Origin of the sequence: Calidifontimicrobium sp. SYSU G02091 (genome assembly GCF_022631395.1) — a bacterium.
In the GTDB taxonomy this organism is placed as follows: domain Bacteria; phylum Pseudomonadota; class Gammaproteobacteria; order Burkholderiales; family Burkholderiaceae_C; genus Calidifontimicrobium; species Calidifontimicrobium sediminis.
Map to the genome: position 1 here is coordinate 1 of NZ_JALBGB010000086.1, position 749 is coordinate 749.

At 61.9% G+C, this 749-nt stretch carries 2 protein-coding genes; both read right to left on the minus strand.

Annotated elements, in window-relative coordinates:
* Positions 1–394, minus strand: a 394-nt coding sequence (locus MOJ79_RS18870; protein ID WP_241925541.1) for a hypothetical protein, incomplete at its 3' end; no start/stop codon positions are given.
* A partial coding sequence (locus tag MOJ79_RS18875; protein WP_241925542.1) for a hypothetical protein occupies positions 394–749 on the minus strand: 356 nt, incomplete at its 5' end. The genes MOJ79_RS18875 and MOJ79_RS18870, both read right to left, overlap by 1 nt.

Genomic DNA, 749 nt, shown 5'->3' on the forward strand with positions numbered 1-749 from the left:
AGTTGCCGTTGACGCCCAGATTGACCGCCTGTCCGATTGCCAGCCACTGCCACCAGCTGACCTGATAGTTGACGGCGACGATGATGTCGTCTGGGCTTGAGTGGATGAAGATGTGATACGTCAGCGGGTAGCTCAGCGGCGTGTTGCCGCTCGACGTCAGCACATCGGAGATGCCGACCTGCCTGTTTGCGGGTGTCGTGAGCGTGGAGCCCGAGTATCCAAGGGCCGCCTGCACGAACAAGCGCAATCCGCTGACCGTGAGCTTGCCGTAGATGATGCCCTTGTAGAGCATGCTGTTCGTCGAGTCCCACGTCCACCCGTTCGCGGTGGCCGCGGCGACGATCGCGCCTCTGAGCTCGGTGGCCGAGTTGGCGGTGCCTGTGGCGTATGGCATCAGGAAAGCTCCATCGCGATGTAGTCGCCAAACCCGGTGCGCGAGACATCCTGGATCACGACGTAGTTCTTGCCTGCGATCGTGAGCGTGTTCTCGACGACGTTGTTGAAGCCTGTGATGTGGTAGATGCCATCGAGCACGCCGTAGATGTTGCCGCTGTCGTAGAGCATGACCGGATACAGCGCGTAGGTGCTCTCTGCAGGCCGGACGCTGCTGGCCATCGTGGTGCTCTGCCACGGCGTGGTCAGGGGCGTCTTCCAGCCACCGTCGTTGAAGTGCATGCGCAGGTTGCTGCGGTTGCCCTTCCACGGCATAGAGTGCGTCGTTTCCGAATAGCGGGTGGCCGACGCGCTCG